Source organism: Flagellimonas iocasae (assembly GCF_042682725.1).
GTDB classification, from domain to species: domain Bacteria; phylum Bacteroidota; class Bacteroidia; order Flavobacteriales; family Flavobacteriaceae; genus Flagellimonas; species Flagellimonas iocasae.
Window position 1 is genome coordinate 601691 of record NZ_JBHUHU010000001.1, and the last position, 26695, is coordinate 628385.

30 protein-coding genes are annotated in these 26695 nt (G+C 41.2%); 19 read left to right on the forward strand and 11 right to left on the reverse strand.

Annotated elements, in window-relative coordinates:
• Positions 1-2: 2 nt before the first annotated feature.
• The 5 genes from tsaE (at position 3) to ACFSJE_RS02730 (ending at position 2979) form a co-directional block, all read left to right on the forward strand.
• The gene (gene tsaE / locus ACFSJE_RS02710) at positions 3-419 is read left to right on the forward strand and encodes a tRNA (adenosine(37)-N6)-threonylcarbamoyltransferase complex ATPase subunit type 1 TsaE (protein WP_379829442.1); all 417 of its coding nucleotides are present in this window, start codon (positions 3-5) and stop codon (positions 417-419) included.
• 175 nt (positions 420-594) lie between these two features.
• Positions 595-729 (forward strand): hypothetical protein, encoded by a 135-nt coding sequence (locus ACFSJE_RS02715; RefSeq protein ID WP_379829443.1) that lies wholly within the window; start codon positions 595-597, stop codon positions 727-729.
• An 83-nt stretch (positions 730-812) separates the two neighbouring features.
• The gene (locus ACFSJE_RS02720; RefSeq protein ID WP_379829444.1) at positions 813-1355 is read left to right on the forward strand and encodes a hypothetical protein; all 543 of its coding nucleotides are present in this window, start codon (positions 813-815) and stop codon (positions 1353-1355) included.
• Between the two features lie 47 nt (positions 1356-1402).
• Positions 1403-2602 carry an alanine dehydrogenase gene (locus tag ACFSJE_RS02725; protein WP_379829445.1) on the forward strand — a complete coding sequence of 400 codons (1200 nt, stop codon included), beginning with the start codon at positions 1403-1405 and terminating at the stop codon, positions 2600-2602.
• A 77-nt stretch (positions 2603-2679) separates the two neighbouring features.
• Positions 2680-2979, forward strand: a complete 300-nt coding sequence (locus ACFSJE_RS02730) for a DUF4258 domain-containing protein (RefSeq protein WP_379829446.1) — start codon at positions 2680-2682, stop codon at positions 2977-2979.
• Here ACFSJE_RS02730 and ACFSJE_RS02735 read toward each other — a convergent pair.
• Positions 2976-4148, reverse strand: coding sequence for a proline dehydrogenase family protein (locus tag ACFSJE_RS02735; protein WP_379829447.1), 1173 nt, complete (start codon positions 4146-4148; stop codon positions 2976-2978). The two genes, ACFSJE_RS02730 and ACFSJE_RS02735, sit on opposite strands and share 4 nt — an antisense overlap.
• Positions 4149-4239: 91 nt before the next feature.
• Between ACFSJE_RS02735 and aroB the strand changes: the two genes are divergently transcribed.
• Positions 4240-5301, forward strand: coding sequence for a 3-dehydroquinate synthase (gene aroB, locus ACFSJE_RS02740; protein ID WP_379829448.1), 1062 nt, complete (start codon positions 4240-4242; stop codon positions 5299-5301).
• 92 nt (positions 5302-5393) lie between these two features.
• The gene (locus ACFSJE_RS02745) at positions 5394-5738 is read left to right on the forward strand and encodes a hypothetical protein (RefSeq protein ID WP_379829449.1); all 345 of its coding nucleotides are present in this window, start codon (positions 5394-5396) and stop codon (positions 5736-5738) included.
• An 8-nt stretch (positions 5739-5746) separates the two neighbouring features.
• On the opposite strand, the gene ACFSJE_RS02750 is transcribed toward ACFSJE_RS02745, so the two are convergent.
• The 3 genes from ACFSJE_RS02750 to ACFSJE_RS02760 all read right to left on the reverse strand — a co-directional run bounded on the left by ACFSJE_RS02750 (position 5747) and on the right by ACFSJE_RS02760 (position 7968).
• The gene (locus ACFSJE_RS02750) at positions 5747-6262 is read right to left on the reverse strand and encodes a DinB family protein (protein ID WP_379829450.1); all 516 of its coding nucleotides are present in this window, start codon (positions 6260-6262) and stop codon (positions 5747-5749) included.
• A gap of 19 nt (positions 6263-6281) precedes the next feature.
• Positions 6282-6761: an Lrp/AsnC family transcriptional regulator gene (locus tag ACFSJE_RS02755; RefSeq protein WP_036384670.1), complete on the reverse strand. Its 480-nt coding sequence runs from the start codon at positions 6759-6761 to the stop codon at positions 6282-6284.
• Positions 6762-6861: 100 nt separating this feature from the next.
• Positions 6862-7968, reverse strand: coding sequence for a M14 family metallopeptidase (locus ACFSJE_RS02760; protein WP_379829451.1), 1107 nt, complete (start codon positions 7966-7968; stop codon positions 6862-6864).
• 285 nt (positions 7969-8253) lie between these two features.
• Here ACFSJE_RS02760 and ACFSJE_RS02765 point away from each other — a divergent pair, with 285 nt between their 5' ends.
• The 3 genes from ACFSJE_RS02765 to ACFSJE_RS02775 are packed head-to-tail and all read left to right on the forward strand — an operon-like array spanning position 8254 to position 9892.
• On the forward strand, positions 8254-8661 hold the full coding sequence (locus tag ACFSJE_RS02765; protein WP_379829452.1) for a helix-turn-helix domain-containing protein: 408 nt from the start codon (positions 8254-8256) through the stop codon (positions 8659-8661).
• 32 nt (positions 8662-8693) lie between these two features.
• Positions 8694-9071, forward strand: coding sequence for a DNA topoisomerase IV (locus tag ACFSJE_RS02770; RefSeq protein ID WP_379829453.1), 378 nt, complete (start codon positions 8694-8696; stop codon positions 9069-9071).
• A gap of 2 nt (positions 9072-9073) precedes the next feature.
• Complete coding sequence (locus ACFSJE_RS02775; protein WP_379829454.1) at positions 9074-9892, forward strand: TerC family protein; 819 nt, start codon at positions 9074-9076, stop codon at positions 9890-9892.
• 7 nt (positions 9893-9899) lie between these two features.
• On the opposite strand, the gene ACFSJE_RS02780 is transcribed toward ACFSJE_RS02775, so the two are convergent.
• From ACFSJE_RS02780 to ACFSJE_RS02805, 6 genes are all read right to left on the reverse strand, one after another.
• A complete protein-coding gene (locus ACFSJE_RS02780) occupies positions 9900-10856 on the reverse strand; it encodes a sterol desaturase family protein (protein ID WP_379829455.1) in 957 nt (318 codons plus the stop codon).
• A gap of 69 nt (positions 10857-10925) precedes the next feature.
• Positions 10926-13553 (reverse strand): DNA gyrase/topoisomerase IV subunit A, encoded by a 2628-nt coding sequence (locus ACFSJE_RS02785; RefSeq protein WP_379829456.1) that lies wholly within the window; start codon positions 13551-13553, stop codon positions 10926-10928.
• Positions 13554-13578: 25 nt separating this feature from the next.
• Positions 13579-15438 carry a DNA topoisomerase IV subunit B gene (locus ACFSJE_RS02790; RefSeq protein ID WP_379829457.1) on the reverse strand — a complete coding sequence of 620 codons (1860 nt, stop codon included), beginning with the start codon at positions 15436-15438 and terminating at the stop codon, positions 13579-13581.
• 103 nt (positions 15439-15541) lie between these two features.
• Positions 15542-16444 (reverse strand): DMT family transporter, encoded by a 903-nt coding sequence (locus ACFSJE_RS02795; protein WP_379829458.1) that lies wholly within the window; start codon positions 16442-16444, stop codon positions 15542-15544.
• A 67-nt stretch (positions 16445-16511) separates the two neighbouring features.
• Positions 16512-17606, reverse strand: a complete 1095-nt coding sequence (gene ychF, locus ACFSJE_RS02800; RefSeq protein WP_379829459.1) for a redox-regulated ATPase YchF — start codon at positions 17604-17606, stop codon at positions 16512-16514.
• Between the two features lie 252 nt (positions 17607-17858).
• Positions 17859-18212: a 4Fe-4S dicluster domain-containing protein gene (locus tag ACFSJE_RS02805; protein ID WP_379829460.1), complete on the reverse strand. Its 354-nt coding sequence runs from the start codon at positions 18210-18212 to the stop codon at positions 17859-17861.
• 88 nt (positions 18213-18300) lie between these two features.
• Here ACFSJE_RS02805 and ACFSJE_RS02810 point away from each other — a divergent pair, with 88 nt between their 5' ends.
• From ACFSJE_RS02810 to ACFSJE_RS02850, 9 genes are all read left to right on the forward strand, one after another.
• Positions 18301-19344, forward strand: a complete 1044-nt coding sequence (locus tag ACFSJE_RS02810) for an acyl-CoA reductase (RefSeq protein ID WP_379830034.1) — start codon at positions 18301-18303, stop codon at positions 19342-19344.
• A gap of 73 nt (positions 19345-19417) precedes the next feature.
• Complete coding sequence (gene serC, locus ACFSJE_RS02815; RefSeq protein WP_379829461.1) at positions 19418-20482, forward strand: 3-phosphoserine/phosphohydroxythreonine transaminase; 1065 nt, start codon at positions 19418-19420, stop codon at positions 20480-20482.
• 29 nt (positions 20483-20511) lie between these two features.
• Entirely contained in the window at positions 20512-20847 is a 336-nt protein-coding gene (locus ACFSJE_RS02820) for a four helix bundle protein (protein WP_379829462.1), read from the forward strand.
• Positions 20848-20872: 25 nt separating this feature from the next.
• Positions 20873-21823: a D-2-hydroxyacid dehydrogenase gene (locus tag ACFSJE_RS02825; RefSeq protein WP_379829463.1), complete on the forward strand. Its 951-nt coding sequence runs from the start codon at positions 20873-20875 to the stop codon at positions 21821-21823.
• A gap of 66 nt (positions 21824-21889) precedes the next feature.
• Entirely contained in the window at positions 21890-22531 is a 642-nt protein-coding gene (locus ACFSJE_RS02830; protein ID WP_379829464.1) for a DUF937 domain-containing protein, read from the forward strand.
• Between the two features lie 74 nt (positions 22532-22605).
• Positions 22606-23052: a DUF6146 family protein gene (locus ACFSJE_RS02835; protein WP_379829465.1), complete on the forward strand. Its 447-nt coding sequence runs from the start codon at positions 22606-22608 to the stop codon at positions 23050-23052.
• 32 nt (positions 23053-23084) lie between these two features.
• On the forward strand, positions 23085-23600 hold the full coding sequence (locus ACFSJE_RS02840) for a DUF6787 family protein (protein WP_379829466.1): 516 nt from the start codon (positions 23085-23087) through the stop codon (positions 23598-23600).
• A gap of 132 nt (positions 23601-23732) precedes the next feature.
• On the forward strand, positions 23733-23993 hold the full coding sequence (locus ACFSJE_RS02845) for a hypothetical protein (protein ID WP_379829467.1): 261 nt from the start codon (positions 23733-23735) through the stop codon (positions 23991-23993).
• A gap of 41 nt (positions 23994-24034) precedes the next feature.
• Positions 24035-26284, forward strand: a complete 2250-nt coding sequence (locus ACFSJE_RS02850; protein ID WP_379829468.1) for a TonB-dependent receptor — start codon at positions 24035-24037, stop codon at positions 26282-26284.
• A gap of 78 nt (positions 26285-26362) precedes the next feature.
• Here ACFSJE_RS02850 and ACFSJE_RS02855 read toward each other — a convergent pair whose 3' ends face one another.
• Positions 26363-26659, reverse strand: coding sequence for a hypothetical protein (locus ACFSJE_RS02855; protein WP_379829469.1), 297 nt, complete (start codon positions 26657-26659; stop codon positions 26363-26365).
• Between the last annotated feature and the right edge of the window lie 36 nt (positions 26660-26695).

Here is a 26695-nt window from a genome sequence, read left to right on the forward strand (position 1 = left end):
ACTTGAAAAAAACGTTCCAACTAGACGATATTCAAACCGTGGCCAAGGCCGTCATTGAAGCTGTTCCGGGCAAACAACTTTGTTTTTATGGTGAAATGGGCGCCGGAAAGACCACTTTTATCAAAGCACTGGTAAAACAATTGGGTGCGGTGGACAGTGGTAGCAGCCCTACATTTGGCTTGGTGAACGAATATCATGACTCCAATGGTGAGTTATTGGCGTATCATTTTGATTTTTATCGCTTGAATGATGAAATGGAAGCCTTGGATATGGGGTTGGAAGACTACTTAAATTCCGATGCATGGTTGTTTATGGAGTGGCCAGAAAAAATAAAGTCACTCCTCCCTGAAGATGTTGTACCCATTTTCTTGCAGTTTATCGACGAAAACACGCGTTCAGTCGAGTTAAATATTCGTTAAAGAGCATTCCTCCTATCTTCATCTCATTCCTTCTGAAATATTGTATCGAATCGACAAAATGTACTTTTTTAAGGTTTAAATGCCATTTTTATCGATTAACAGTATGGTAAGTTGAAATATTTTCCTACATTTGTGATGTAGATGAATTCATTTATTAACCAAAAACTCTTTTACGATGAACACTAAAAAAGTTTTTTTTGGATTGCTTGCTGTTTCTTTTTTGGCAATGACTGCGGTTTCAACTAGTATGGTTGACATTAACAAAGACCAAGTCGTTAGCGTTAAGAAAAAAGACATTCCAAAGCAATAGGAAACAAAAAGTTATTCTTTTTAAACCCCTCTCAGCAGGGGTTTTTTTATACAATAAAAGCTCGTATCTGTAGTTATACATGTATGCGCAGCAAGAAAAAAGTAAGAAAACGATTTATCATTGAGGGGCTTATTACTTTGCTTATAGCACTTTCGCCCGTCATGTTCTATTCCTATAAGTACATGCCCAATGATACGGAGTCATTGGATTTTATTCTGTTTACGGTAAAAGCAAATGAGTTTGCCGATGCCAGGACAGCCATGTGGTTCTATCTCATAAAACTCATTCCTTTAATGTTGTTGATCATCTGGTTCGTGACCAACAAGCAATGGTGGTACCATGCCATCCTCATACCCATATCCATGTTCAGCTTTCAGTTGTACAGTCAAATCTTTGAGCGAACTGCCGAGGTGGATGAAAACGAAGTCTTTTACGTTATTGCAGTGACCATGGTGGTAGTCCCCATTGTATATTTTATCCGACTCAAGCTGGTGGACAAACACGTGCATGGGATTGACCTGGATGCCATGGACACCGAATTGCAGATTTTAAAGGAGAAAGAAGAGCTTCGAAAAGAGCGCGAGAAACTGGAAGAACGCCAAAAGACCCTTTCAAAAAAAGTGTAAATTTGTTTCCTTACCTTGATGTGGTATTGTGAACTGATTTACTACGTATGAACCAACCCTCATCCCCTTTTAGCAAGCAACAGCTTTTGCCCCAAGAAGAAACCTTGGAGGTCCTTAAACAAAAGGGTGAACTCTTTATAGGAATTCCTAAGGAAAATCAATATCAGGAAAAGCGTGTTTGCCTAACTCCAGACGCTGTCAATGCAATTACGGCAAATGGACATAGGGTGTTGATGGAATCCGGCGCAGGTGCCGGAGCCAATTTTTCCGATATAGATTACACCAATGCCGGCGCAGAAATCACCCGCGATACGAAGAAGGTATTTTCCTGCCCCATTATTCTTAAGGTAGAACCTCCTTCCCAGTCAGAAATTGATTTGCTTAATCCGCAGACCATCGTTATTTCTGCCCTTCAAATTAAAACCCAGAACAAGGAATACTTTGAAACCATGGCCAAAAAACGACTTACGGCCATTGCTTTTGAATATATCCGTGATGAAGATGGCAATTATCCTGCCGTCCGTTCCTTGAGTGAAATAGCGGGAACGTCCGCTATACTTATTGCCTCGGAACTTATGGCCACGACCAGTAAAGGAAATGGATTGATGTTCGGAAATATCAGTGGTGTACCTCCAGTGGAAGTGGTAATCATCGGTGCAGGAACGGTCGGGGAATTTGCAGCGCGCTCAGCGATTGGTTTAGGTGCAAATATTAAGGTTTTTGATAATTCCATCAGCAAACTACGGAATTTGCAGGCCAATTTGCATCGTACTATTTACACATCAACGATTCAACCCAAGAATCTGATTAAGGCTTTAAAACGTTGCGATGTGGCCATCGGAGCCACCAGAGGTAAAGACCGCTCGCCCGTAGTCGTGTCCAGTACCATGGTGGAAAATATGAAGAAGGGAGCTGTAATCATTGATGTAAGTATTGATATGGGAGGCTGTTTTGAGACATCAGAAGTCACCAGTCATAACAAGCCGACCATTGATAAATTTGGGGTGATTCATTACGGAGTGCCTAACATTCCCTCCCGTTATCCGAGAACATCCTCTATTTCCATCAGCAATATTTTTACACCCTATCTTTTAAAGATTGGCGAAGAAGGTGGTCTTGAGCATTCCCTTCGTTTTGATAAAGGCTTACGAAACGGGTTGTATATGTATCATGGTATATTGACTAATAAATCCGTGGGTGACTGGTTTGGATTGAATTACAACGATATTAATTTTCTTATTTTTTAAGGTAAATGGCTTTTTTACAGCGTTTAGGATGGTATTTAGTAGGGCTGTCCATTGGCATAATTTTCCTAGTTTTCTTTTTGAAGAAAAAATCTGGTGAAGAAGGGATTGATTTCTGCTACTTTCCAAATTGCAGGGTGCTTAAAGATATGCGCTCCAAGCCACTGACCTTTGGAGATGCATTACCTGAAGAATACAGGGATACTACTTTAATCCAGTCGTTTTTAACCGATGGCGATGTTGATTTTGGTAAAAGTGACACCAAGGCGGAGCCCTGTAAAACCTATTTTATTTCCATTCCAAAAGATGAAGAGGTTTTGGTACTAAAAGCAAAAAATTGCAATGATGAAATTGTTGCAGAGTCAATTGAACTGAACTAGGAGTCCAGTTTTCTGCGCTTCCGCTCTTTTTGCAACAAGGCCAATTCCCTTGAAGTCTGCCCGGCAACAGAGGTGTTCTCCTCTGCCCTTCTGATCAAATACGGCATTACATCTCGCACAGGCCCGTAAGGCACATATTTCACAGCATTATATCCCTGCGCCGCCAAATTGAATGTAATATGGTCACTCATTCCAAAAAGTTGCCCAAACCAGACATGCGCATCTGAGGTATCTAGATTTCTATCCTGCATGTGGGCAATCAATTTTAAGGTGCTGTCCTCATTATGGGTTCCTGCAAAAATGGCTATTTCATCCAAGTGGTCCATGATATAGGCAATCGCGGCATTGAAATTTTCGTCGGTTTCTTGCTTGTTTCGACAAATAGGGCTTTTATATCCCTTTTCTTGGGCCCTTTCATTTTCTTTTTCCATATAAGCACCACGAACAACTTTAGCTCCAATTTTAAAGTTTTCCTCACTGGCAATATTATGGAGTTTCTTCAGGTAGTCCATGCGGTCCCAACGGTACATTTGGAACGTGTTGTAGACAATGGCTTTGTCCTTATTATATTTGCGCATCATTTCCAAGGCCAAATCATCGGCGGCTTGCTGCATCCAGCTTTCCTCTGCATCAATAAGCAGGCCCACCTCTAAATCATGGGCCTTTTTACAGACCTTTTCATATCTATTTTTGATACGCCCCCATTCTGCCGTTTCAGTATCGGTCAATTTCGCTCCTGCACTGATTTTTTCATAGACTTTAAATCGTCCAAAACCTGAAGGTTTAAACACCGCAAAAGGAATAGCGTCCTTCTCTTTTACAAAATCCAAGATTTCCAAGGTTTTCTCCATGGCAAAATCAAACTGATTATCCACCTCCTTACCCTCAGCAGAATAATCCAAAATGGAACACACTCCTTTTTCAAACATGTTCTCAATGACCGAAAGACAATCTTTCTCACTGACTCCTCCACAGAAATGGTCAAAAACCGTAGCCCTAATCAACCCCTCCACCGGAAGGTGTGCTTTAATGGCGAAATTGGTAACCGCAGTACCAATTTTAACCAAGGGTTCGTTGGCAATCATTTTAAACAAAAAATAAGCTCGTTCTAACTGGGAGTCGGTTTTTAACTCAAATGCTATTGCAGTATTCTCAAAATTTGGTTGCATTCCTTGAAATCAATTAAAGAACCAAAGATAAGTACGTATTCCATATCCATTTCTATAAAAATAATCTTTATTTAGCAGTGTAATTTGAATTATGGAGTCTATAATATCACAATCCTACGAGGTTCATTTTGGCGAGTTGGCGAAAGCTGCTCTAAAACAGCATATTGCAAAAAGCAATTATTCCAAAGTCTTTGTTTTGGTGGATGAAAACACCAAAAAAAATTGTTTGCCTTTTTTTAGAAATGAAATCCTGGATTACCCCGTTGATTCGATTTTTGAGATTGAATCCGGAGAAAATAACAAAAATATAGGCACTTGTGTGAAAGTTTGGGAGCTGCTTTCCAACCAAGATGGGGACCGAAAAAGCCTTCTCATCAACTTGGGAGGTGGTGTTCTAACTGATTTGGGCGGATTTGTGGCATCAACCTTCAAAAGGGGAATTGATTTCATTAACATCCCCACTACCCTACTTTCCATTGTGGATGCATCCGTGGGCGGTAAAACGGGAGTGGATTTAGGCGTGCTTAAAAATCAAATTGGGGTCATTAACCAACCCGTGATGGTTTTGGTCTTCACGGAATTTTTGAAGACACTTGAGCCAAGACAATTGGTAAGCGGTTATGCTGAAATGTTGAAGCACGGGCTTATTTCGGATAAAGCCTATTGGGACCGACTCAAAGAAGTCAATAGGTTTACTGATGCTGAGGAGATTCAAAAATCCATAGCGATAAAAAATGAGGTGGTTCTCCAAGACCCAACAGAGAAGGGCCTTCGGAAGATATTGAACTTCGGCCATACGTTAGGTCATGCCATCGAATCTTATTGCTTGGACAATCCGGAGAAAAAAACTTTACTCCATGGCGAAGCTATTGCAGTGGGAATGATTTTGGAGGGATATCTTTCGCATGAGTTGAAAGGGCTTTCCAGATTATCTCTGGAAGAAATAAAGACTACCTTTTTAGAGTATTTCGAATTTGTGGATTTCACGGAGAATGATGTGGACGCAATTCTAAAACTACTCAAGTTTGATAAGAAAAACACGCACGGCGATGTCAATTTTGTTTTATTGCAGTCCATTGGAGAAGCGGTTTCCGATGTCAAGGTTCCCGATGAATTGTTCCAAAAAGCCTTTGCATACTACAAGGAACAATAGCTTCGTATACTATTTTTTTACGTTTACAACTCTTTGAATATTACATAATTAAAATGTAATAGCTTCAGGATAGGAATTTAAACCTATTCATTATGAAACGAATTTTGATAGACTACAAAAAGCTGGACCACAGTGTTGCAGCAGTTTTGATTGATTCCTACCCTTATGGGTATGGCGATGATGACATCATCACCCTAAAAAAACCGAATGGAGAAATCATTGAAGCGGTTGAAGTTAAAACGGAAGACACTATTTATCTAGTAAAAATCAGTCAGAGTCTTTCCAATTTTATCGCCAATTTTGAGGAAACCATTGAGCGAGAGCTGGAAAAAGGCTTAGAAAAGGAAGCTGTATTGGATGAAGATGAGCCTTCATACAACGACTCAGATTTTGAACCAGAACATGATTCTGAATTAGAAAACGATAGCCTATACTAAACTTTACGCTACAAGTACTTCTTATGGATAATTTTTAAATGGTGCGCCTGGTGACCGGATATGATAAATCCCATCGCCCGGACACTCATTCGCGAACCACTGGCCACTCCTACCCGCTTCAATATCTCATCATCAAAGGAATTGAAGAGGCATAGGGACGATTCCCGGATTGCCTTGTATTCTTTAAGTAAATCATCCTTGGTTCTGGCCGAGGCATTGGATTGCGGAACATACTCGTCTTGATCAAAACCAGGAAATGGTGTTTGGTCATTGCGCGCAAAGCACAAAGCCCGATATTGGAAAACACGTTCTGCATCCATAATATGCAATAACACTTCGGCCAAAGTCCATTTTCCTTCGCCATAGGCAAAACTCAATCTGTCTTCCGGAATTTCTTCCAAAAGTGCTACGAGTTCATCCCTTCCCCTAATTAATTCTTGGACGAGGTCTACGTCGCCCAAAGCCAATAAATAGGTCTGATAGAAGGGATTGTATTCAGAAGATGGTAATTCTGAACGCAACATGTCCTATTGAAAATAAAGGTTAAAGCTCGTTGAAAATGGTATGCATCAATCGTTTCTTGTCGTTGATGCTTTCTTCCAATGAAATCATAGTCTCGGTCCTACTGATACCGTCAATATCATCTATCTTAAAAATGATGTTTTTGGCATGCGTGGTATCCCGTGCACGAATCTTACAGAAAATATTGAATTTTCCGGTGGTGATATGGGCAACCGTTACGTATGGAATTTGATTAAGGCGCTCAAGTACAAACTTGGTCTGGTGTGTTTTTTCCAAGAATATACCAACATAAGCAATGAAAGAATACCCAAGCTTTACATAATCCAAGGTCAATGAGGAACCTTTGATTATCCCTGATTCTTCCATTTTTTTAACCCTAACATGAACCGTACCGGCGGAAATCAACAGTTTCTTGGCGATGTCGGTGAATGGTGTGCGGGTATTATCAATCAACATATCCAATATCTGGTGGTCGATTTCGTCTAGTTTTACTTTGTTCATTACATTGAAATTTTCAGCAAAATTAGTTAAATAAAGAAATTTACGTAATAAAAATGGGTCTTTTTTAAATAAAACGCAAGACCTAACTAAAAATAGTTGATTATTCTTCAGCTTGGAGCACTAAATCCAGTAGTTCTCTGTTGGATTTTAGCCGTTCAATATCCTTGGAATCAGTACATTCAAAAACATCATGTCCAAAAAATCCCGTTAAATTTCCAATATCGATGATTTCAGGCTTTAATCGGATGGTGTTATTTTCCAAAATTTCCTTGAAGCGTATGCCTATACTATCCCCTTCATTTAAATGGGTGTTTATATGGTGTGCATTTTTTACCAGTATGTCGTAAAACAGCTTTCCGTTGGCCGGAATATTGAAATAATCCCCAGTGCTAAAATTATCCAAGGAGCCTTCCGCTACTGTTTTTAGTCCTTCAATCAGTGATAAAAAGATATATTCCCTAGTGCGTTCCCTTTCATAATCATTGGGGAAATGGCCTGCTTCAAACAATACAGTAGGAATCCCTTGCATTTGAAAGCTGTCCCCAACACAATTTTCATTAAAACCATCATCATACCGACCCACCTGGCCAGGAATCAATTTTTGCAACATAGCATTCATGGCTGCAATAAGTTTCATGGCCTTTATTCGCGTGGGTGTTATCTCTCGCTCTGCGTTGCTGGATGGGGAGAGGAACGAAACCGTTGCAGGCTTTTCCACTTGACCGGCACTAAAAAGCGTTCGTTGACCATGAAGGTTAAAACAATAATGGGGTTTAAAACCATCGAACAATTTACGTAGCGCAATGCTTTCTGGTTGTGTAAGCTGCTTGGCATCCCTATTTAAATCAACCTCATTGGCATTTACTCGGGTGTATGCTTTAGCACCATCTGGGTTAAGCATGGGAACCACCATTATGGTGCAATTGCCCAAAATGGTTTCAGCCAGGGAATCCCCAGAACGAAGAAAGTTTGCCATATCCCAAACCGCCTTGGTAGTGGTCGACTCATTACCGTGCATTTGGGACCACATTAATATACGTTTATCTCCACGGCCCAGAACAAAAGAACGAATTGGGACATGATGCACCGATAGGCCAATTTCTGATACAATATTTGAAGGAAGGGCAGCAAAACACCCATCTATCATAGCATTGGTAATATATCTGTTTTTAATGGATGGCTCCTTAAAGGTTGAATGATGTATCATTGATGAATACGCTTTTGCGACCACAAAAGTAAACTTTGATTTGGTTACAATTGTACCTGACTTTTGTTACAAATGTGATGCTGTTGTAAACAAAATTTCAGTGTACTGATCGGTTATTGTTACATTTGTGTATGCGAGTTAATTGAATTTATATAATTTAATATATAACAGTGTATTAAGTTTGAACAACTCGACGATAAGTTCAAGTTTCGCTATATTTATTCTCTCTTGAAACATTATTTTGATAATAAAGATACAGGTTTTAGTAATCAATAATTTACAATTGTGAACGACGATATTGCATTTAGAATTAAGACCATTATTGACCACTACGGTTTAAGCGTTTCCGCTTTTGCTGATGTCATCGGCGTACAACGTTCCAGTATCTCTCACTTGCTGAATGGACGAAATAAACCCAGTTTAGATTTTGTGATGAAGTTGGTAGATGCCTATCCCGAGGTTGATTTGTATTGGCTGCTTCAAGGAAAAGGTGAGTTTCCTTCAGAAGAATTGAACACTATGGAAACCTCTCCTGCTCCAAAAGCTGAAGGTGCCCAAGAGAAAGTTCCAACACCAAAAGAGTTACAAATTAAGGCCGGTCCAAAACAAGATTTAAGAACGGACCAACCTGAAAGAATTGTCTTCTTTTATCCGGATGGCACTTTTACCACATTCAAGTCAAAAAATGATTGACCCTTTTGGCTACTTTCCGTTACTTTGCCCATATGGGAAAACATTTTCTTTTGGCAGGTATTTTGGCACTACTTGCATCGTGCAAACAACCTCCACAGCGTAACTGTAGCGATTTTAAAACCGGAGAGTTCTCCTTCACCACAAGCATTGATGGAGAAGAAAAAGAGACTACTTTTCACCGTACATTGGATATGGAGGTGGATTATTTTGAGGGGAAGCGTGATACATCATCCATTCGCTGGATCAATGATTGCGAATATGTGCTAAAAAACATTAATCCCAAAAATAAGTCTGAGGAAAAATCTATCCATATAAAAATTTTGACTACTACAGATTCTTCATATACATTTGAATACAATGCCATTGGCGACAAACGAAAATTTAAAGGAACCGCTTATAAAATAGATTGACCATGTTCGAAATCTTTACCAGTCCTGATGCCTGGATGGCATTGTTGACCCTGACATTTTTAGAAATTGTCTTGGGAATCGACAACATTATATTTATTTCCATCGCTGCCGGCAAGCTTGAAAAGAAAAGCCGCAAAAAGGCCACCAATATTGGATTGATACTGGCCATGGTCATGCGGATTATATTGCTCTTCGGGATTACATGGCTCACCAAAATGAAAAAACCTTTCTGGGTGTTGCATGAGTCATGGATTACAGGCGGTATAAGTTGGCAAGCAATTATTCTTTTCTTGGGCGGATTGTTCCTTTTGTATAAGAGTACCAAGGAAATCCATGAAAAAGTGGAAGATCGCGGACACGATGAGCGTGAATTGAAAAAATCGCGTTCGTCTTCCTTGACCAATGCCATTGTTCAAATTACGGTCATCAATATTGTTTTTTCTTTTGATTCCATTTTAACAGCCATTGGAATGACCAACGGAATCTCCCCCAACCCCAATGACGCCTTAATTTTAATGATTACAGCAGTAGTGATTTCCGTGGTGATCATGATGCTCTTTGCCAATCCTGTGGGTGAATTTGTGAACAGACACCCTTCCATTCAAGTGTTGGGTCTCTCATTTCTTATCCTAATTGGGTTTATGCTGATTGCCGAAGCAGCGCATTTATCCCATTTAGTAGTATTCGGAAATGAAGTGGGCTCCATCCCAAAAGGCTATTTGTATTTCGCCATTGCCTTCTCCCTGATGGTTGAATTCTTGGACTTGAGAATGAAAAAGAATCAACAAAAAGGAACAGAAGAAGTTTTGGAAGAAAACTGACCTTCGGTCAATTTGGTCGTTGATAGATCAGTTCTGGGTGAGATTCTTTGTATTCTTTAAAAACTCGCTGCTGTTGTTTTACGGTCATGGTGCTTCCATCATGACTCCATCCTGGAGGGCCGAAAATATACATGAGCTTATGTGAAAGTTTGTCTGCCTTCTTGACATCGTTCCAAATATCCTTGAATTCGTGGGTAAGAATTACCACGGGATTAAAGGAATTCGGTGAGTGTATCACCCCGTATTTCACATCAATGTCATCATCCAATTCTTTCCAGGTACCGAACATCTTGTCAAAAATATTTAGAAATCCACCGTGGTTTTTATCCAAATACTCCACATTTTGGGCATGATGTACCTGGTGCATGGTGTGTGTATTGAAAATCTTTTCCAAGAATCCCAGCTTTGGAACGTATTGGGAATGCAACTGGAATTGCCATAAGGCTTCAATACCCAAACAGACCACTACCATCTCCGGAGGGAAACCAATGGCGACCATCCATGCGTAAAAGAAGGGTTTGTATAAAATGGTAAACCATCCATTACGAATAGCTGTTCCCAAATTAAAATTATCGGAAGAGTGGTGTACGATATGCGCAGCCCATAATAAACGGATTTCATGGTTGGCCCTGTGAAACCAGTAATAGGTAAAATCATCCGCCAATTGGCACAGCAGCCAAATATACCAAGCATACCCAAAAGACTCATAGCCCAGAAAATTCTGTCTGACACCATCAACCAATGGATTACAGAGTTCGTAAACGGCCTCAAAAAAAATAATGGCAAAAGCAACCTTGAACAGTGGGCCTAAAATGGCTGACCCAATTCCCATGAAACCGCTAGCGGCTAAGTCCTTCCATTCATACAAGTGATCATCTCCATGTGCTTTGCTATATGTCAGCTCAAATAATATGAAGGCAATAAATACTGGTACGCCATAGACCAGCGGGTTCGTAAAATCCATAAAAAAGTATTAAGCTATGTGGTTTTTGGTGTGTGTAACTCGTTTGCGACAAAATAGGCAGAAAAAGCATTAAAACAAAGAGGTTTGATCAGAACCTTTATCTTTTGCTTCGATATCAGTATCGGGAACATCTATACTCTCCTCATCAATGACCTCCATTTCTTCCGCTGATTGTTCCTCTGGTTCTTCAAACGGCAAGGACTCCAATACGTTGATGCTTTTCACTTTTTCCGCAGTCAATTGATTTCCAATGGCTTTGATTCCCTTCACACTGATAAATTCTTCAACATCTACCTGCTGATTAGGTTTAGCATCTTTTCCTCTAGGTTTGATGAATTCAATTTCTATTACGGGTCGCCAATCCGTTGATACCAACTCCAAAAACGACTTTGGATGTTCCGAAATCACCAATTCTTCCTTATTTGGATTTTCAACTAAGAAGCGTTTTAGATAGTAACGCTCCTTTTCGCCTTCGTAATGCACGACAGAGATAGGTTTGTTGGGATTCCATTTTTCCAGCACAATCATATCCTCATTGAAGCGAGTCAATAAATCTGGAGCGATGGTCTTTACCATACCTTTCTGGTCGATTACCAAAAGAAGGTCATCTCCTTTGAATTCCCCGAGCAATTCCCCTCTTCCATCTACATTAAGCCGGCTTACTACATCATCAAACCAGATTTTTCTTGGCTTCAGCGTGGAAACTCCCTTTTCTTTCAGTTCGATGCGTTTTATGGCATATTTGGTGACCAGATTTCCTTTGGATGCCCTTCCTTTAATTAGGACGTCGGCAAAATCCATGTCCCATTTTAATTTCTTAATGCTTCCGGATTGACGAAGCAACACAGTGATAACTTCAGCCTCGCCATTGGGATTGGCTGAGAAATAAAGGACTTCTGCGGAAGCCTTGTCCCCTGCCAATGGGTAAATTTTATCTCGGGTGATACTGGTGACGTTAAATCGTTTGATGTAACTGGGACCGCCTTTACCTTCCTTATAAATCATATTATAAACGGTACGCTTGTCCTTTTTCTTGAATACAGCAACGTGAATAATACCTTTTCCGACAAATACTTTGGAATCCACCTTGGTCACCATCATCTCCCCTTTCTGGGTAAATACGATGATGTCGTCAATATCACTACAATCCGTTACGTATTCATCTCGTTTTAGAGAAGTTCCAATGAAACCTTCCTCGCGATTTACATAAAGTTTGGTATTACGGATGACCACTTTGGTAGCCTCGATATCGTCAAAAATGCGAATTTCAGATTGACGCTCGCGCCCTGCTCCGTATTTCTTTTTGAGCTCTTTGAAATAGTCGATGGCAAACTCCACCAAATGTTCCAAATGATGTTTGGTTTGCGCAATCCGTTCATCCAAACTCTCAATGAGTTGCTGGGCCTTTTCTAAATCAAACTTTGAAATTCGTTTGATGCGGATTTCGGTCAAACGAACGATATCTTCTTCGGTTACGGCTCGCTTTAAATTGGTGGTGAAAGGTTTTAATCCCTTGTCAATGGCCGCGATGACGCCTTCCCAAGTTTCCTCTTCTTCAATATCGCGGTAGATTCGGTTCTCGATGAAAATACGCTCTAACGAAGCAAAGTGCCATTGTTCTTCCAATTCGCTCAACTGAATTTCCAATTCAGCTTTCAACAATTCTACCGTATTGTCGGTGGACCGTTCCAGCATTTCTGTCACACCAATGAATAACGGTTTGTTGTCTTCAATGATACAACCCAATGGAGATATCGATGATTCGCATGCGGTAAAAGCGTACAATGCATCAATAGTCTTATCAGGGGAGATGCCAGCGGGCAGATGCACCAAAATCTCAACTTCAGCCGCCGTATTGTCCTCTATTTTCTTGATTTTAATCTTGCCTTTATCATTGGCTTTAAGAATGGAATCAATTAAAGAAGAAGTGTTGGTTCCGTATGGTATCTCATTGATTACTAATGTGTTCTTATCTAAAGTTGAAATCTTTGCTCTAACTCGAATCTTACCACCACGCATGCCATCATTGTAGTTGGTGACATCAATGATTCCTGCAGTGGGGAAATCGGGATACAGCTTAAAGCGTTGTCCTTTTAAATGCTTGATGGAAGCATCAATCAGCTCAATAAAGTTATGCGGCAATATTTTGGTGGACAGTCCTACGGCGATACCTTCAGCGCCTTGGGCCAATAACAATGGAAATTTTACCGGTAAATTTACAGGCTCTTTTTTTCTTCCATCATAGGATAGCTGCCACTCCGTAATCTTGGGACTAAAGACCACTTCTAATCCAAACTTGGAAAGTCGAGCTTCAATATATCGAGGTGCCGCGGCACCATCACCTGTTAGAATGTTCCCCCAGTTTCCTTGGGTGTCAATGAGCAGGTCTTTCTGCCCAATCTGAACCATGGCATCAGCAATACTGGCATCACCGTGGGGGTGGTACTGCATTGTATGCCCAACTACGTTGGCCACCTTGTTGTAACGACCATCATCCAATTCCTTAAGGGCATGCATGATTCTGCGCTGCACCGGCTTGAAACCGTCTTCAATAGCGGGAACGGCCCGCTCCAAAATTACGTAGGAAGCGTAGTCTAAAAACCAATCCTTATACATCCCCGTAACCTTTACCAGGCTATCTTGGGAATTGTCTTGGTTTTCCAAACCTTCATCATTCAGTTCTTCGTTCTCTTCCATCTAGAAGGGCTTGCATTTAATAGGTTTATAGTTGGTTTTCCTCAACTAAATCAAGTTCAACTTTAAGGTTATTTATGATAAATTCTTGTCGGTCTGGGGTATTCTTGCCCATATAGAACTGCAACAGACTATCTATGCTCATGGCCTTGTCCAACATTACTGGCTCCAATCGAATATCGTCCCCAATAAAATGTTTGAACTCATCCGGAGAAATCTCACCCAATCCCTTAAAACGGGTGATTTCTGGTTTTCCGGTCAATTTTTCAATGGCGTTTCTTTTTTCTTCTTCGCTATAACAATAGATAGTTTCCTTTTTGTTACGTACCCTGAATAGTGGGGTTTGAAGAATATATAAATGGTTTTCCTTTATCAATTCTGGGAAGAATTGAAGGAAAAAGGTAATCAGCAAAAGTCGAATGTGCATTCCATCTACGTCCGCATCCGTAGCGATTACAATATTATTGTACCGCAAATCCTCCATAGATTCTTCAATGTTCAAGGCTGCCTGAAGCAAGTTGAACTCCTCATTCTCGTAAACAATCTTTTTGGACATACCGTAGGAATTCAACGGCTTACCGCGAAGACTGAAAACGGCTTGTGTATTTACGTCACGAGACTTTGTGATCGAACCCGATGCGGAATCGCCCTCAGTGATAAAGAGGGTAGTTTCCAACCTTCGGTCATTTTTCATGTCCTGCAGATGCGCTCTGCAATCCCGTAATTTTTTATTGTGAAGACTTGCTTTTTTGGCGCGTTCCCTTGCCAATTTTCGAATTCCCGAGAGCTCTTTTCGCTCTTTTTCAGCTTGAACTATTTTCCGTTGAAGTGACTCAGCTGTCTTTGGGTTTTTGTGCAGGTAATTGTCCAACTGGGTACCCACAAAATCATTGATGAAAGTACGGACCGTTGGCAGGTTTCCTCCCATATCTGTAGAGCCCAATTTGGTCTTGGTCTGACTCTCAAAAACGGGTTCCATCACTTTAATTGAGATGGCGGAAATGATTGACTTTCTTACATCTGAAGCGTCGTAGTTCTTTCCGTAGAAATCCCGAATGGTCTTTACCACAGCCTCCCTGAAAGCCGCTTGGTGCGTACCTCCCTGAGTGGTGTGCTGTCCATTCACAAAGGAATGGTACTCCTCACTATATTGGGTTTTGCTGTGGGTCATGGCGACCTCAATGTCATCACCTTTCAGATGGATGATGGGATACAGAAAATCGTCCTCGTTATTGTTGTCCTCCAACAAATCTTTCAATCCATTTTCGGAAAAGAATTTTTCACCATTGAAAACAATGGTCAATCCCGGATTGAGATAAACGTAATTTTTGAGCATGCGTTCCACATACTCATTTCGGTATTTGTATTTTTTGAAAATGGACTCGTCCGGAACGAAACTCACCTTGGTTCCGCGTCGTCTTGAAGATTCTTCCAACAATTCCTCGTTAACGAGGTTTCCGGTTTCGAATTCTGCAGATTTGGATTGCCCATCACGTGTAGACTCCACCCGAAAATAGGTAGAGAGTGCATTAACGGCTTTGGTACCTACCCCATTCAACCCCACGGACTTTTTAAAGGCACGGGTATCATACTTACCACCAGTGTTCATTTTGGAGACCACATCCACCACTTTTCCCAGCGGGATGCCACGTCCAAAATCACGTACATGAACGGTATTGTCCTTGATATTGATTTCGATGGTCTTTCCGGCGCCCATGACAAACTCATCGATACAGTTGTCAATGACTTCTTTGAGAAGAATGTAAATACCATCATCGGCAGAGGAACCATCTCCCAATTTTCCAATGTACATCCCTGGACGCATACGAATATGCTCCTTCCAATCCAGGGAACGAATGTTATCCTCGGTATACTGGGTTTCCGACATTAGTTAAGGGTTAATCATTGCAATATAAAATTTCGGAGCAAAAATAAAAGTATTGGCGGCAGAAAGTAATCAACAAAGAAAACGGCTTTATTGTTAATAGTAATCATCGCAAGGCCTTTCTTTTTCGGTTGAGCGAGAGATAGGTCACTCCAAAAATCACGATCAACATTCCCAATAATTGCCAATAGGTGAGTTTTTCGGCCAGAAAAATATAGGCCAATAAAATGGTGGATACAGGTCCCAAACTACCCAAGATGGAAAAATTGGAAGCACCCAAGCGTTCAATGGAGGCCGAAACCAAAAATGAAGGTATCAGCGTGGCGAAAATGGCCATGGCGAATCCGTACCCATAAACCGGTAGTGGATATTGGAACAAATCCCAATCCCCTGAAAATATATAATGAATCAGAATACAACAGGTGGACACAATCATAGCGTAGCAGGTGAAACGCAGCATTCCAAATTTGGGAATCAACCAGCCACTACCTACTAAATAGGAGGCATAAGTTATGGCACTCAACAAAACCAAAAATCCTCCAATAAGCGCTTCATTACCCACTAGTTCCAATTCGTTCCAAAAGGTGACCACCACCCCAATATAGGTGATGATGATAGCCGTAGTTTGCACTTTTGTGATTCTCTCCTTGAAAAACAACCATCCCAAAAACACCACAATGGTGGGGTAAACAAACAAAATGATACGCTCCAAACCCGCTTTGATGTAATTGAGACCCAAGAAATCGAAATAACTAGCCAAATAGTAGCCTACAAAACCAAAGGCGAGCAACCACAGGTAGTCCTTAGTTTTTATTTCAACCGTTGGTCTTTTTTTTCGGATGATAAAAAGAATGAGAATATAAAATGGCAGAGACAGGAACATCCGGAACATGAGCAGGTCCAAAGTTTCCACATGGTATTGGTAAGCCAGTTTTACCATGACCGCCTTGGAAGAGAATAGCACTACCCCAAGTATCCCATATAAAATTCCCAAGCCTTTTGTTGACATGCAACAAAGCTACTTCAAGGTGTATTCAAAAAAATCTAGGAAGCGTTTGGATTACAATGTCCAACGGTTAGACATTGAACCTAAAATGCATCACATCACCGTCTTTGACGATGTATTCCTTGCCTTCTACACGCATACGGCCAGCTTCTTTTACTTTGGCCTCGCTACCATATTTAATGTAGTCATCATAGGCAATGACCTCGGCACGAATAAATCCTTTTTCAAAATCGGTATGGATGACCCCTGCGGCTTGCGGTGCAGTTGCACCAACTGGAATGGTCCAAGCGCGGACTTCCTTAACCCCAGCGGTAAAATATGTTTCCAAGTCCAACAATTTGTAGGCACCACGAATCAATTTGGCAGAACCAGGTTCTGAAAGTCCCAAATCTTCCAAGAACATTTGTCGTTCTTCGTAAGTTTCGAGCTCGGTGATATCGGCTTCGGTACCCACAGCCAAAAAGATAACCTCTGCATTTTCGTTGGCCACGGCTTCTTTTACCTTTTCAACATAAGCATTTCCTGAAGTGGCGGCTCCCTCATCCACGTTGCAAACATACATCACAGGTTTGTCCGTAATGAGTTGCATGGGTTTTACGAACTCTTCCCTTGCGTCTTCAGCAATTTGGATGGCCCGCACGGATGTTCCGGCTTCCAATCCTTCTTTTAAAGCATTGAGCACGGCCTCTTCTTTTTGGGCTTCTTTGTTTCCAGTTTTGGCAGCGCGTTTTACCTTTTCGAGTTTCTTCTCAACGCTTTCCAAGTCCTTCAACTGCAATTCCATATCGATGGTTTCCTTATCGCGAATCGGATTTACGGAACCATCAACGTGTACAATATTGTCATTATCAAAACAGCGTAAAACGTGCAGGATGGCATCCGTTTCGCGAATATTTCCTAAAAACTGATTGCCAAGCCCCTCTCCTTTGCTGGCTCCTTTTACCAATCCGGCGATATCCACAATTTCAACCGTAGCTGGAACCACACGCTCAGGATTGACCAATTCTTCCAATTTTTCCAAACGGGTATCGGGTACGTTGACCACACCGATATTGGGTTCAATGGTACAAAAAGGGAAATTGGCACTCTGTGCCTTTGCGTTGGACAAGCAGTTGAACAAGGTCGATTTTCCTACGTTGGGCAATCCTACAATACCGGCTTTCATTGAATAGATTTTAGACTTCAGATGTCAGACATCTGATTTAAGGCTGCAAATATAGGTTGAAGTTTTGTTTTGGAAGGCTAAAATCCTTTAATCAGAAGATAGAGCCCAAGAATGAAAATGGCCGCAATGGCCAGAATGGCAAGAAGAGAAAGGATACAGCCCAGCTGTTTCCAAAATCCGTTATATGCTTTTTCTTTTTTCATAAAAAAACCCCGAAACATGTTCGGGGCTAAATTACCTAAATATTATTGCTTATCCCTCGGGGTGCATAAAACGTTGTTTGCCCAAAAGGACTTCTTCGCTCTCTTCGTGATCTTCGTCTGGAACACAACAATCCACGGGACAAACCGCAGCACATTGGGGTTCTTCATGGAAGCCCTTGCATTCCGTACATTTATCGGGAGAAATATAGTAGATTTCGTCGCTAATGGGCTCCTGAGCCTCATCGGCATTTACGGCCTTCCCACTGGGCAATACCACATCACCCACCAAAGAAGTACCATCACTATATCTCCATTCATCCGCTCCTTCATAAATTGCAGTGTTGGGGCATTCTGGCTCACAAGCACCACAGTTTATACATTCATCAGTTATGATAATCGCCATAATTTTCTTTTTCTATTGTGCCGAATTATATCAGCATGCTTAATTTTGGCAAAAATAAACCCTACCAAATTAGTATACAAATATAATGATGGCACATCTCCCAATATTGGAAGCTTTTGTTAAACTTGGAAAATATCTAACGGAATTTTGTGAATATTCTTATGAAAATCCTTCGGACAAGCATTCCAATTTTGAGCGAGTGATTATCCAGGCCCAACACCAGAATGGATGGTTTAGTCGGGAAAACATTATGTACGCTCTAAAGCAGTGGGGAGATTTATTGACCGATGAAAATTTGAAGCGGTGGTTAAATACTTATACTATTGATACTCAAAAATCTCCCAAGACGGTTGGAATAGTTATGGCGGGAAACATCCCCATGGTTGGATTCCATGATTTTCTATGCGTTTTATGTTCAGGAAACAAAGTTCTGGCGAAACTTTCGTCCAATGATAAAGTATTGCTTCCCTTTCTTGCACAATATCTTATGGAGCAAGAGCCTTTGTTGACCGAACGCATTGAATTTACGGAGGGGAAACTGGAGGGTTTTGATGCTGTCATCGCCACGGGAAGCAACAATACCAGTCGCTATTTTGAATATTATTTTGGAAAGAAGCACAACATCATCCGAAAAAATAGAAACTCCGTAGCCGTTCTTGCTGGGAACGAAACCCACGAAGAACTCCAAGCGCTTGGAGAGGACATTTTCAGATATTATGGATTGGGGTGCCGGAATGTCTCCAAAATCTTTGTGCCAACGGACTATGATTTTGAACCGTTCTTCAATGCTGTGTTTAAGTATGGTGACATCATAAATCAGCACAAGTACGCCAACAATTATGATTACAACAAGGCCGTGTATTTGATGAGTGATTTTCAAATACTGGACAACGGTTTTTTGATATTGAAGGAAGATGAAGGCTTTGCCTCCCCTATTTCAGCGCTTTTTTACTCCAGATATGAATCCGAAAATGAATTGCGTAAACACCTTTCCGAAAGTGAGGAGCACATTCAATGTGTGGTTTCAAATCGGAAAAACACCGATGACGTTCCTTTTGGAGATACCCAAAAACCAAAACTCCAAGACTACGCCGATGGCGTGGACACTATGGAATTTCTGCTTCAACTTTAGCAGAAAAACGATTGGTTTGAATGGTTTTTAGATCCAAGTTTTTTTAAGACCTTTATCCACTCAAACCTAGCAAATGAAAAAGCACAATTTTAGCGCAGGCCCCTGCATTTTACCCAAAGAGGTAATGCAAAAGGCCTCTGAAGCCGTTCTGGATTTGGACGGTATTGGTTTATCACTCATAGAAATATCACACCGAAGCAAGGAATTTGTGGCCATTATGGAAAAAGCCCGCTCCCTTGCCCTTGAGCTTTTGGGACTGGAAGGAAAAGGATATCAGGCAGTATTTCTTCAAGGCGGTGCCAGCATGCAGTTTTTAATGACTGCCTACAATCTTTTGGAGAAAAAAGCTGGATATGTCAACACGGGGACGTGGAGCCAAAAAGCCATTAAGGAAGCGCGTTTGTTCGGTGAAATTGTGGAGGTGGCATCTTCGCAAGAACAAAACTTCAACCATATTCCAAAAGGCTATAAAGTGCCCTCAGATTTGGACTACTTACACCTTACCTCTAACAACACCATTTTTGGAACGCAGATAAAAGAGTTTCCCAAGACGGATGTTCCTTTGGTGTGTGACATGAGCTCTGATATTTTCTCCAGACAACTCGATTTTTCCAAGTTTGATTTGATTTACGCTGGGGCACAAAAGAATATGGGTCCTGCTGGCACTACGTTGGTCGTGGTGAAGGAAGATATTTTGGGAAAGGTTACCCGAAAAATTCCATCTATGTTGGATTACTCCGTTCACATAAGCAAGGACAGTATGTTCAACACACCTGCAGTTTTTCCTGTATATGTTTCCATGTTGACCATGCAGTGGCTAAAGGATTTGGGTGGAATTGCCGCCATTGAGGAAATCAACGAACGTAAAGCAAACCTTATTTACTCGGAAATTGAACTGAATCCGGTTTTCTCAGGTTATGCAGCCAAAGAAGACCGCTCTACAATGAATGCCACCTTTAATATTACTGATGACGCACTCAAAGACATGTTCGACGCTATGTGCAAAGAAGCTGGTATTAGTGGTATCAATGGACATAGGTCTGTTGGCGGATATCGGGCTTCAATGTACAATGCCCTGCCCATAGAAAGTGTTGGCGTCTTGGTAGATATTATGAGCGAACTGGAAAAGAAAGGCTAACCTCAATTTTAAATTCTAAGTTTTAAGTATTGATTGAAGATAGAAGTTTCGAGTTTTCATTAAAAATCATCAAGTTGGTCAAAAACTTGAAAGAAAACAACGAATATATCTTCGCTGATCAACTATTGCGTTCTTCCACAAGTATTGGTGCTAATGTTGCAGAGGCTGGTGCAGGACAATCAAGAAAAGATTTCATTTCTAAAATGGCCATTGCTTCAAAGGAAGCAAGGGAAACTCGGTATTGGTTGCGACTTATTGATAAAGCCAATCTAACCGACCTTTGTATGCAAGAATATCTTGATGAAGTGGACCAAATTGTCAAAATACTGACTAAAATAGTGAAGACGAGTCAAGAAAAAATTTAAAAATAATAACTCACAACTTAAACCTATGAGCAAGGTACTTGCTAATGACGGAATTGCCCAATCGGGAATTGATGCTTTAGAAAAAGCGGGTTTTGAAGTAGTCACAACCCGAGTGGCACAAGAACAACTGGCGAATTTCATCAATACAAATGATATCGATGTATTGTTAGTACGAAGTGCCACTGAAGTCAAAAAATCCCTGATTAATGCCTGTCCGAAACTCAAATTGATAGGCCGTGGAGGAATTGGTATGGATAATATTGATGTGGATTATGCCAAAACAAAGGGAATACATGTCATCAATACCCCAACCGCATCAGGAGAATCCGTAGCTGAATTGGTTTTTGCGCATTTATTGTCGGGGGTGCGGTTTTTGCACAATGCCAACAGAGATATGCCCTTGGAAGGTGATAGTCAGTTCAAGCAATTGAAAAAAAGTTATGCCAACGGAAGGGAACTTCGTGGAAAAACGCTGGGCATCATCGGTTTTGGAACCATTGGACAAGCCACGGCAAAAATGGCCTTGTCCCTCGGAATGAAGGTTTTGTTCAATGACCATCACGTTAAAAAAGAAACATTGACCTTTTACTTTTTTGACGGTCAGTCAATTCAATTTGAGATAGCCAACAGTGATTTAAAAACTGTGCTTCAAAACTCTGACTTTGTCAGCATTCATGTTCCCGCCCAAAAAGGTCATGTTATTGGCAAAAAAGAGCTAGGGTTGATGAAACCGGGTGCTGGAATCATAAACACCTCCCGCGGCGGTGTACTGGATGAAGTGGCCTTAGTGGATGCCTTGGAAGACCATCTTTCATTTGCTGGATTGGATGTGTTCGAATCTGAACCAACACCCGAAATCAAAATATTGATGCATCCCAAAATATCGTTGTCGCCCCATATCGGTGGTTCAACTGTGGAAGCTCAAGAAAGAATCGGAATGGAATTGGCCAATCAGGTTATTAAACTGCTAAAATAGCCACCCGTAAGATGAATAAGGGCTTCTTTTTTGTACATTGTCCTTCTAACCTTAACACTAAAGAAAATGTCTGGATTATTGGATTTACTCAATAGCCCCATGGGCAAGCAATTGATCAGTGGGGTTTCCAATCAAACAGGAGAGCCCGAAAACAAAACTGCCGAAGTTTTGAGTATGGCCATGCCCCTTTTAATGGGAGCTATGAAGAAAAACACCTCCACTCCCGGGGGAGCACAAGGATTGATGAACGCACTCTCATCCAAACATGATGGTAGCATCTTGAATGACCTCGGAGGTCTTTTTGGAGGTGGCGTGGACCAGTCTGTAATGGAAGATGGTGCTGGAATTTTGGGCCATGTTTTTGGTTCCAAGCAGCCACAAGTGGAAAATGCACTTAGCGCAAAATCAGGAATTGATGCCGGGACCATTTCCCAGATTCTTAAGATTGCAGCCCCCATTATCTTGGGGTATTTGGGGAAACAAACCCGTCAACAAAATGTGAGCAGCCCTGATGGACTCAACGGTTTACTGGGCGGACTCATGGGAGGCGGAAGAACGGCCAACAAGCAGCAATCTTTAATAGAAACCTTCTTGGATTCTGATGGTGATGGAAGCGTCATTGATGATTTGGCCGGTATGGTATTGAATGGCGGTGGACGTAAAAAAAGTGGCCTCGGTGGTATGCTAGGCGGACTTTTTGGAAAATAATCACTTCATTCACCTTAACGTTATTTAACAAGGCCATTTGATTTTTCAAGTGGCTTTTTTCGTATCTTAAGTTTATGAAAAAGAGAATTTTACCCTTACTGATAATCTTTGCGTTGTTGCTCTCATGCACGGCGCAAAAAGAAGCCTTGGGCATCTCCAATGAAGAGCAGGCTGTTTTTAATTCCAATGATGAACATGAAGTTGAAATCAAGGATGATGAGACCGAATACGAAATCATCATCATAGAACCCGGTTTTTATACATGGCTCAATAGCATTGCCAGACCGGAAGGTTATTACTCCCAAAGTTTTTTGGAAGATAGAAATGCCATCATGGTCACCAATTGGAACCAAAGGGTGTTGCAACCGCTTCAGTTCAACCCCAATCTGTATGAGATGCAAATCAATTACGATCAAAATATAGATTATGGGTATGAGGTGAACTACAAACTCTACAATTACTTCATTTATTTTCAACGAAAGTATAATCAGCGCTTAGGACCCTTTATCCCTAGGATTTAATAGCTTAATTTTGCATCGGAACAATTAATCCGATGGAGAAACTAAAAAAGCGCTGGGAAATTTCCAAAAACTGGCAACTACTACACCCAATTCTCGGTGCCCTATTGGTGATGCTTACCTCTTATACCATTACACGACGGTTTTTGCATCTATTGGGTCTGAACAATACCATTTGGGAATGGATTTTCACCTCCGTTGTGAGCCTAGGTCTTTATCTGGTAATGGTTCGTTTCTTTCTTTGGTGCTTCAAAAAGTTGGAAAACAAGTGGAAGGTCACCTATAAATGGGAGATGATTGCCATCTTTATTGTATTTGCCATTACCGGAAGTTTAGCCGGAAAACTGGCCGGTCCTTTAACTGAATGGATTGGTCTGGGCCGGGATGACGTCCATGACTTTTTATATTGGACTGCTCGTATTCTTCTGATTTTCCCCATCTACCAAGTTATTCTAATTGTTGTAGGCTGGTTATTCGGTCAGTATAAATTCTTCTGGGAATTTGAAAAAAAGATGCTCAGCCGAATGGGACTGGGCTTTCTTTTCAGGTAGTTTATGGTTTTCTTAACACAAGAAGTCTTGTGACCTGACCTATCTTTGGGGCACATGACCTCGTTCCTCCATAAACGTATCGCAATTTATGTGTCCCTCGTATTAACGATCGGGATACTGACCCCTTCTGCGATGAAACTCCACCATGCGCTATTTGGGCATGCCAAGGAGAAGCGTTGCGTTTCGCAAGGCACCAAGCATTTCCATGATGCTGATATTCATTGTGAGTTTCATGATTTCACGCTGGCATCCAAGGTGTTCTTTGGAACTTCATTTGTCTACACACCTGTGCAAACCCCTGAATTTGGGCAGCCACAGACCTTTTTTGTTTATCATTTTAAATCCCACAAAGAGGAATATCAGGCCCTAAGAGGTCCTCCACAAGTTTCATAATAGATATCAGGTTAATACAGTAATAACTTATTATTTATCAAATGAAACACTATTATATTTCAATGCTTTTGGCATTGATACCTCTATTTATACATGCACAGAACACCGTAAGCGGAACCATAACCGATTCAGAAAACAGTCAAACCCTAGAGCAAGTTTCCGTATATATCCCACAGTTGGAAAAAGGTACGGTCACAGACGCCAACGGTACGTATTTGCTCAAAGACCTTCCCGAAGGCACCTATAAATTGGTCGTATCCTATTTGGGATACGAGACCTATTCCATTTCATTGGACATCAATTCTGGAGCCAACACTTTTAATTATGCCATGGCACCTTCTGCCATTGAGATTGATGAAGTGGTCCTCTCTACCCCATTTCACAAATTACAGCGTGAAAATGTAATGAAGGTGGAACAGAAATCCATCGCAGAACTCAAAAGTAACGGCGCGATCACCTTAGCCGATGGAATTTCCAATATCGCCGGGGTTTCAACCGTATCCACAGGCGTGGGTATCGGAAAACCCGTGATTCGTGGGCTAAGTTTTAACCGCGTGTTGGTTTATACGCAGGGTATCCGTTTGGAGAACCAACAATTTGGTGGAGAACACGGTCTTGGAATCAATGATGCTGGAATTTCCAGTGTGGAAGTCATCAAAGGGCCCGCTTCGCTACTATATGGTTCCGATGCTTTGGGAGGTGTTCTCTATCTAAATCCGGAAAGCTTTGCATTATCCGGGGAAACCTCTGGAGATGTGAATTTGAATTATTTCACCAACACTTTGGGTTATGGAGCCAATGCCGGAGTGAAAACTTCTGGAGAAAAACTGAAGTTTTTGGCGAGAGGGGCCTATGCTTCCAATGCTGATTACGAAACAGGCGATCGCACAGGCGTTACCAATTCCCGTTTTAATGAGGCTGATTTTAAAACTGGATTGGCATATCAGGTCAGTCGATTTAAAACCGAACTGCGCTACAATTACAACTTTTCTAAACTGGGTATTCCGGAAGAAATTGGGGTTCAGGACAACCAACGGGAGCCATTGCTGCCCAATCAAGAGATTGCGACCCATATTTTGAGTTCTAAAACCAATCTTTTCTTCAAGAAATCGAGTTTGGAAGCCACTTTTGGATACATTTCCAATGGTAGAAAGGAGTTCGAAGAGCACCATCATGAGGAAGAAGGTGAAGAAGAGGAACATGAAGAAGAAGGGCCTTCTTTGGATATGGACTTGAGCACGTTCAGCTATAACCTTCAATATAATCCGCAATGGGGCAGTATGACCACCATTTTTGGGGTTCAAGGAATGCATCAAAAGAATGAGAATTTTGGAGAAGAAGTATTGATTCCCAATGCGATTACCAACGATTTTGGAGTTTTAGCCACCTCGCACGTCCATTTCAATAAAGGTGACCTTCAGTTTGGGTTGCGATATGATTTAAGGTCCATCAACGGTGAATCAAGTGGAATCGAAGGTGATGAAGAATACATTCCAGCCTTAGACAAAAACTTCAACAGTTTTAATGCTGCGGTTGGGTATCGAGCCGATTTGACCAACAACATCTTGTTCCGATTGAACTTGGCTACCGGATTTAGAGCACCGAATCTATCGGAACTTACTTCCAACGGTCACCATAGTGGGGCCAATCGTGTTGAAATTGGAAACCAAGATTTGGACAGTGAGCGAAACTATCAGGTGGATTTGGCCCTTGAATACGAGAACCAACACATTGAAGTATATGCAAATGCATTCTACAATAATGTGAGCGATTACATCTATCTCCAGCCCACTGGAGAGTTTAGAGACGATGACCCCATCTATATTTTTGATCAACAAGATGCCAAATTGTATGGGGGGGAATTTGGATTCCATTTACACCCTCACCCATTGGATTGGCTGCATGTTGAAAGTAGTTTTGATATGGTCTTCGGTGAGTTGGATGACAACACCGACCTTCCTTTGATTCCTGCCAATAGATGGAACAACACCCTACGGGTGGAATGGAATACCACCAAAGGTGCTAAAGCCAAAAGCTATGCTTTTGCAACCCTTCAATCGTATTTTGACCAAAATAAAGTGGCCACTTTTGAGACCTCAACTCCGGGATACAACTTATTTAATATGGGGATTGGTGGTGAAATCAAAATTTTTGAACAAAGTGTAGGCTTTAAAATTAGCGGAAACAACCTCTTTGATAAAACCTATATTTCGCATTTATCGCGTTTAAAAACCGATGGTATCGCAAATATTGGAAGAAACGTTGCTTTTAACTTGAGCATAGGGTTATAAAAGAAAAAAGCGCGGTCGAAAATTCATTTATTTAAAAATAAGGAGGTTTCGACTGCGCTCAACCTGAAATGGACGGTTTTACTCCTTTGCAGGGAGACTTTTCTTTTTGCTCAATAAATAGGTATAAATCCAAGTGAGGGTAAATGTTGGAATAACGTCCAACCCAGGGATTAATTCTTCGGTAAAAGCAATCACACCAGCCGCTTGGCCAACTCTGCCTTTGTAAAGGCGTGTCATCAACCATCCAGCGATTGGCGCCCAAATAACATCCGAGAACTCCCCTATTCCAGGAATCATAAAGGATAGCATTCCAATGCCATCAAACAATAATCCCAAAAAGAGATTACGATACTTTGGGTCTTTCTCTTCTGCCATTCAGGGAAATTAGGAAATCCGACCGAGATGGGAAAA

Bases quoted from the DNA above. Each gene is read 5' to 3' on its own strand.
- ACFSJE_RS02840 (WP_379829466.1), top strand. From the start codon at position 23,085: ATGGAGAAACTAAAAAAGCGCTGGGAAATTTCCAAAAACTGGCAACTA.
- ACFSJE_RS02735 (WP_379829447.1), bottom strand. From the start codon at position 4,148: ATGCAACCAAATTTTGAGAATACTGCAATAGCATTTGAGTTAAAAACC.
- ACFSJE_RS02760 (WP_379829451.1), bottom strand. From the start codon at position 7,968: ATGATACATCATTCAACCTTTAAGGAGCCATCCATTAAAAACAGATAT.
- ACFSJE_RS02745 (WP_379829449.1), top strand. From the start codon at position 5,394: ATGAAACGAATTTTGATAGACTACAAAAAGCTGGACCACAGTGTTGCA.
- ACFSJE_RS02830 (WP_379829464.1), top strand. From the start codon at position 21,890: ATGTCTGGATTATTGGATTTACTCAATAGCCCCATGGGCAAGCAATTG.
- ychF (WP_379829459.1), bottom strand. From the start codon at position 17,606: ATGAAAGCCGGTATTGTAGGATTGCCCAACGTAGGAAAATCGACCTTG.
- ACFSJE_RS02805 (WP_379829460.1), bottom strand. From the start codon at position 18,212: ATGGCGATTATCATAACTGATGAATGTATAAACTGTGGTGCTTGTGAG.
- ACFSJE_RS02755 (WP_036384670.1), bottom strand. From the start codon at position 6,761: ATGAACAAAGTAAAACTAGACGAAATCGACCACCAGATATTGGATATG.
- ACFSJE_RS02725 (WP_379829445.1), top strand. From the start codon at position 1,403: ATGAACCAACCCTCATCCCCTTTTAGCAAGCAACAGCTTTTGCCCCAA.
- ACFSJE_RS02775 (WP_379829454.1), top strand. From the start codon at position 9,074: ATGTTCGAAATCTTTACCAGTCCTGATGCCTGGATGGCATTGTTGACC.
- ACFSJE_RS02850 (WP_379829468.1), top strand. From the start codon at position 24,035: ATGAAACACTATTATATTTCAATGCTTTTGGCATTGATACCTCTATTT.
- ACFSJE_RS02715 (WP_379829443.1), top strand. From the start codon at position 595: ATGAACACTAAAAAAGTTTTTTTTGGATTGCTTGCTGTTTCTTTTTTG.
- ACFSJE_RS02750 (WP_379829450.1), bottom strand. From the start codon at position 6,262: ATGTTGCGTTCAGAATTACCATCTTCTGAATACAATCCCTTCTATCAG.
- ACFSJE_RS02835 (WP_379829465.1), top strand. From the start codon at position 22,606: ATGAAAAAGAGAATTTTACCCTTACTGATAATCTTTGCGTTGTTGCTC.
- ACFSJE_RS02855 (WP_379829469.1), bottom strand. From the start codon at position 26,659: ATGGCAGAAGAGAAAGACCCAAAGTATCGTAATCTCTTTTTGGGATTA.
- ACFSJE_RS02825 (WP_379829463.1), top strand. From the start codon at position 20,873: ATGAGCAAGGTACTTGCTAATGACGGAATTGCCCAATCGGGAATTGAT.
- ACFSJE_RS02780 (WP_379829455.1), bottom strand. From the start codon at position 10,856: ATGGATTTTACGAACCCGCTGGTCTATGGCGTACCAGTATTTATTGCC.
- ACFSJE_RS02720 (WP_379829444.1), top strand. From the start codon at position 813: ATGCGCAGCAAGAAAAAAGTAAGAAAACGATTTATCATTGAGGGGCTT.
- ACFSJE_RS02785 (WP_379829456.1), bottom strand. From the start codon at position 13,553: ATGGAAGAGAACGAAGAACTGAATGATGAAGGTTTGGAAAACCAAGAC.
- ACFSJE_RS02845 (WP_379829467.1), top strand. From the start codon at position 23,733: ATGAAACTCCACCATGCGCTATTTGGGCATGCCAAGGAGAAGCGTTGC.
- ACFSJE_RS02810 (WP_379830034.1), top strand. From the start codon at position 18,301: ATGGCACATCTCCCAATATTGGAAGCTTTTGTTAAACTTGGAAAATAT.
- ACFSJE_RS02790 (WP_379829457.1), bottom strand. From the start codon at position 15,438: ATGTCGGAAACCCAGTATACCGAGGATAACATTCGTTCCCTGGATTGG.
- ACFSJE_RS02770 (WP_379829453.1), top strand. From the start codon at position 8,694: ATGGGAAAACATTTTCTTTTGGCAGGTATTTTGGCACTACTTGCATCG.
- serC (WP_379829461.1), top strand. From the start codon at position 19,418: ATGAAAAAGCACAATTTTAGCGCAGGCCCCTGCATTTTACCCAAAGAG.
- ACFSJE_RS02795 (WP_379829458.1), bottom strand. From the start codon at position 16,444: ATGTCAACAAAAGGCTTGGGAATTTTATATGGGATACTTGGGGTAGTG.
- aroB (WP_379829448.1), top strand. From the start codon at position 4,240: ATGGAGTCTATAATATCACAATCCTACGAGGTTCATTTTGGCGAGTTG.